Annotated in this window: 5 protein-coding genes; all 5 read right to left on the reverse strand. The window is 72.1% G+C overall.

Annotation, left to right across the window (positions count from 1 at the left end):
- Positions 1–81 precede the first annotated feature (81 nt).
- On the reverse strand, positions 82–1,116 hold the full coding sequence (locus ACYVE9_RS17770) for an NAD-dependent epimerase/dehydratase family protein (RefSeq protein WP_461028862.1): 1,035 nt from the start codon (positions 1,114–1,116) through the stop codon (positions 82–84).
- A 251-nt stretch (positions 1,117–1,367) separates the two neighbouring features.
- Entirely contained in the window at positions 1,368–1,466 is a 99-nt protein-coding gene (locus ACYVE9_RS17775) for a 30S ribosomal protein bS22 (RefSeq protein WP_003948845.1), read from the reverse strand.
- A gap of 121 nt (positions 1,467–1,587) precedes the next feature.
- Positions 1,588–1,797, reverse strand: coding sequence for a helix-turn-helix domain-containing protein (locus tag ACYVE9_RS17780; RefSeq protein ID WP_191211255.1), 210 nt, complete (start codon positions 1,795–1,797; stop codon positions 1,588–1,590).
- 131 nt (positions 1,798–1,928) lie between these two features.
- On the reverse strand, positions 1,929–2,744 hold the full coding sequence (locus ACYVE9_RS17785; RefSeq protein WP_461028863.1) for a phosphatase: 816 nt from the start codon (positions 2,742–2,744) through the stop codon (positions 1,929–1,931).
- Positions 2,745–2,902: 158 nt separating this feature from the next.
- Positions 2,903–4,072: an acetoin utilization protein AcuC gene (locus ACYVE9_RS17790; protein ID WP_461028864.1), complete on the reverse strand. Its 1,170-nt coding sequence runs from the start codon at positions 4,070–4,072 to the stop codon at positions 2,903–2,905.
- Positions 4,073–4,153: the final 81 nt, after the last annotated feature.

Here is a 4,153-nt window from a genome sequence, read left to right on the forward strand (position 1 = left end):
CGATGGGGCGGCCGGTGGCCGCGCCCAGCGCCGGTGCCGGCCCCGCGGGCCCGGTCGTCGTCGAACGGGATGACCTTGGCGTCAGCCATGGCGGACGGCCTCCTCGATGCGGTCCACGGCCCGGGCCAGGGCTTCCGGCGGCAGCAGCCCCGGGCCGTGGCAGCGGGCGAAGTCGGCGAACGTGGCTGCGGTGCTGTGCCGCGGCCTGAAGCCCAGCACCTCACGCATCTGTTCGGTACGGACGACCCGGCCGTGGGTGAGCAGCCGGATCTGTTCGGGTGAGAAGTCGGTGACCCCCACCGTGCGCAACGCCGTGCCGGCCCAGCGGATCGCCGGCATCAGCAGCGGCAGCGTGGGCCGTCCCAGGCGGCGGGCGCACTGCGACAGCAGCAGCACGCCGTCCCCGGCGATGTTGAAGGTGCCGGCGTTCAGCGTGCCGCGCGGCGGTTCACCGGCGGCGAGCAGCAGCACGTCGATCGTGTCGTCCTCGTGCACGAACTGCAGCCTGGGGTCGTACCCGAAGACGGTCGGCAGCACCGGCAGCCGGAAGTACTCGGCGAGCGGGGTGTCGGCGTTCGGCCCGAGGATGTTGGCGAACCGCAGCACCGTCACGGCGACGTCGGGCCGGCGCCGGGCGAAGCCGCGCACGTAGCCCTCCACCTCGACGGCGTCCTTGGCGAACCCGCCGCTGGGCAGCGCCTTGGGCACCGTCGACTCGACGAAGACCGCCGGGTCCCGCGGCGCGGAGCCGTAGACGTTGGTGCTGGACTTCACCACCAGCCGCTGCACCGCGGGCGCCTTCTGGCAGGCGCCGAGCAGCTGCATGGTGCCGATGACGTTGGTCTCCTTGAGCGCGGTCCGGCTGCTCCGGGGGCCCAGCGGGGTGCCCGTCACGTCCAGGTGGACGACGGTGTCGACGCCCTGCTCGACCACGAGCTTGCCGATCGCGGGCTGCCGGATGTCCGCCCGTACGAACTCGGCGCCGCCGAGCTGGTGGGTCGGGGTCATTGCGTCCACCGCGATCACCCGGTCCACGTCCGGTTCTCGCAGGACCCGCCGCACGAAGCGGCCACCGAGCTGTCGCGCGGCTCCGGTGACCAGAACGACTCTGCCCAAGGCCCCTGCCCCTTCTCGACGCTGCTCCCGCGGCTGCCTGCAGCGCCGCGGACTGGCTCCCGGCCCACCGTATCCGCTGGACATTGCGCTGTCGTGGCCCCACACGGCTCAGCTGCCCCGAACAGGCCCACCGAACCGGCGGCCGGGTACCCCGAGGGAGGGGCCCCGAACACACCGCGGCCCTCCCACCGCAGAACGGTGGGAGGGCCGGGGTGTGTTGGTCTCTCAGGACCAGCGTGTCATGCGGTCGCTCACTTCTTGTTGCGACGCTGCACACGCGTGCGCTTGAGCAGCTTGCGGTGCTTCTTCTTCGCCATCCGCTTGCGCCGCTTCTTGATAACAGAGCCCACGACTACCCTCGCTCACTTCGATTCACTCGGTGCGGGGCGTCCGAGCCCACACTACCTACGTCGGCCCAGCCTACCCGCCACCGAGTGATGGTCGTGAACCGAGGACGGTCACCGGCCCCCCTCAGGCGCTCTCCACCCCCACATAGGACTGTTGAAGGTACTCGTGGACGGCGTTCTCCGGGACCCGGAAGGACCTTCCCACCCGGATCGCCGGCAGATGACCGCTGTGCACCAACCGGTACACGGTCATCTTGGACACACGCATCACCGCGGCGACTTCCGCCACCGTCAGAAAGTTGACCTCGCTCAGAGGCTTCTCACCAGCAGCCATGTCACACACACCTGACCTTCCGCACATGTCGGGCACCGGCTTCCCCTCCGGTGACTCCATCTCGCATGCGCGCTCCTCCCCAGATTAGGGGCGGGTGATGCAAGTGGGGAAGAGGAGTAGCGATCGGCCTCCTACTGTGACAGACAGGCTTGTTTGAGTACATAGCGCGTGAGCGGGCGGTAGCACTCGGACCGCACAGCATCATCGAGCGGGACCGCCACCGCGACCTTTCCCTCAGCCTGACCGACGAAGAGCGCGGGGTCGTCCGCGTCCGCCGGCCCCATCGCCTCAATGCCCAGCTGACCTGCGCCGCAGACCCATCCGTGGTCGCCGATCACCATCGCCGGCAGCGGCCCTCCGGAGCTCGCCGCGGCGTCCAGGGCGACCCTCACCGGCAGCGGTGAGTGAGTGTGTGCGCCGGGCGCATCCAGTGGCGACCGCGCGCCGGTCGCGCGGACCAGTGCGACGCCGCGTACATAGGAAAGGCCGTACGGACGTACGCCAAACCGGGTCGTTATGTCGATACATCGTCCAGCACCGGGGGTGAGCACCGGGCAGCCCGCCGCGGAGAGCGCGGACGCCAAGTCGGCGTAGAACTCCAGGAGACGGGAGGGGTGACCGGTGCCGATCAGCACCGGTGACCGCCGCCCGGCGACCGCGGCCAGCCGATCGGCGAACCGGCCCAGACCCGCGACGGTCAGGTCCGGGTCGATCACCTCGGGGCCGCGGAGCCGCCCGGGATCGGCGGACACCCCGCACTCGGCCGCCATCAGGGCCAGCACCTCGGGCACCGTCCAGTCCCGCGCCGGTTCCAGGCCCAGCAACGCCCGAGGGTCGCGGGCCGCGAAGAGGCGGTACCGCAGCAGGCTCTTCTCGCGCTGCGTGGCCACGGTGCCGGCCAGCCCCGCAGCGAGCAGATGCGCCCGGAGGGCGCCCACAGTCGACACAGTCGGCATGATGGAACGTCAGGCCGCGCCCCGGCCCGGACAACGACCGGACACCACCCTTCGACAGGAGGTCCGACCCCCCGGGCGGCTCGGGGGCGTCGCGGGGAGCCCCCGTCGTCGCTGGGGCGCCTCGGCGAGGGACGTTCGGGGGCCGGCCGTCAGGGCAGCAGGCCGTGGGCGGGGAAGACGGCCCGGCGGGTGGCCAGCACGGCCTGGTCAAGGGCGTCGGCCGGGTCGTAGCCGTCGTCCCAGGACCGCCAGGTGGGCTCCCGGCCGTCCGTCATGCGACGCGGCGCCTTCTGCATGGTCCGCGCGTACACCGCGTGCCGCCACTCCTCAGGGGTGTCCGTCGCGGCCGGGATGGGCTTGCCGGCCGCGATGGCGACCAGGTGCGTCCAGCTGCGCGGCACCACGTCCACCACGGCGTACCCACCGCCGCCGAGCGCGATCCACCGGCCGTCGGCGTACTCGTGCGCCCACCCGTGCAGGGCCTGCGCGGCGGCGCGTTGGGCGTCGACGGTGACGGCGAGGTGCGCGAGCGGGTCGTCCATGTGGGTGTCGGCGCCGTGCTGTGTGACGAGCACCGTCGGCCGGAAGGCGTCCAGCAGGTCGGGCACCACGGCGTGCAGGGCCCGCAGCCAGCCCCCGTCGGCGGTGCCGGGCGGCAGCGCGACGTTGACCGCGCTGCCCTCCGCGCCCTGCGCTCCGCACTCCTCGGGCCAGCCGGTGCCGGGGAACAGCACCCGCGGGTGCTCGTGCAGCGAGATGGTGAGGACCCTCGGGTCGTCCCAGAACGTCGCCTGCACACCGTCGCCGTGATGCACGTCGATGTCCACGTAGGCGACCCGTTCGGCGCCGAGTTCGAGCAGGCGCGCGATGGCCAGCGACGCGTCGTTGTAGACGCAGAAGCCGGCGGCGGACCCCGGCATCGCGTGGTGCAGGCCGCCGGCGAAGTTGACGGCGTGCAGCGCGTCCCCCCGCCAGACGGCCTCGGCGGCCCCCACGGACTGGCCGGCGATGAGCGCGGACGCGTCGTGCATGGCGGCGAACGCCGGGTCGTCCTCGGTGCCGAGCCCGTAGGAGCCGTCGGCACTGCGCGGGTCGGCGGACGCCCGCTTCACCGCGTCCACGTAGTCGCGGTGGTGGACCATGCGCAGGGTGGCCTCGCCGGCCGCCCTGGCGGCCACCACGGCGACCTCCCGGTCGAGGCCGAACGCTTCGACGAGCCGCATGGTCAGGGCCAGCCTGACGGGATCCATCGGATGCTCGGGGCCGAAGTCGTAGTTCGTGACCGCTTCGTCCCACATCACCTGCGCGCCGCCGCTCATACCCGCCACCGTATAGGTAGGTGCACAACGCAGGAAAGCCCCGCTGGTTTCCCAGCGGGGCTTCCCCACAATAATTGTTCG

This window comes from Streptomyces sparsus (assembly GCF_054776295.1).

What these genes read in the sequence shown, in the direction of transcription:
- ACYVE9_RS17780 (WP_191211255.1), bottom strand. Translation starts at nt 1,797, where the DNA reads ATGGCTGCTGGTGAGAAGCCTCTGAGCGAGGTCAACTTTCTGACGGTG.
- ACYVE9_RS17790 (WP_461028864.1), bottom strand. Translation starts at nt 4,072, where the DNA reads ATGAGCGGCGGCGCGCAGGTGATGTGGGACGAAGCGGTCACGAACTAC.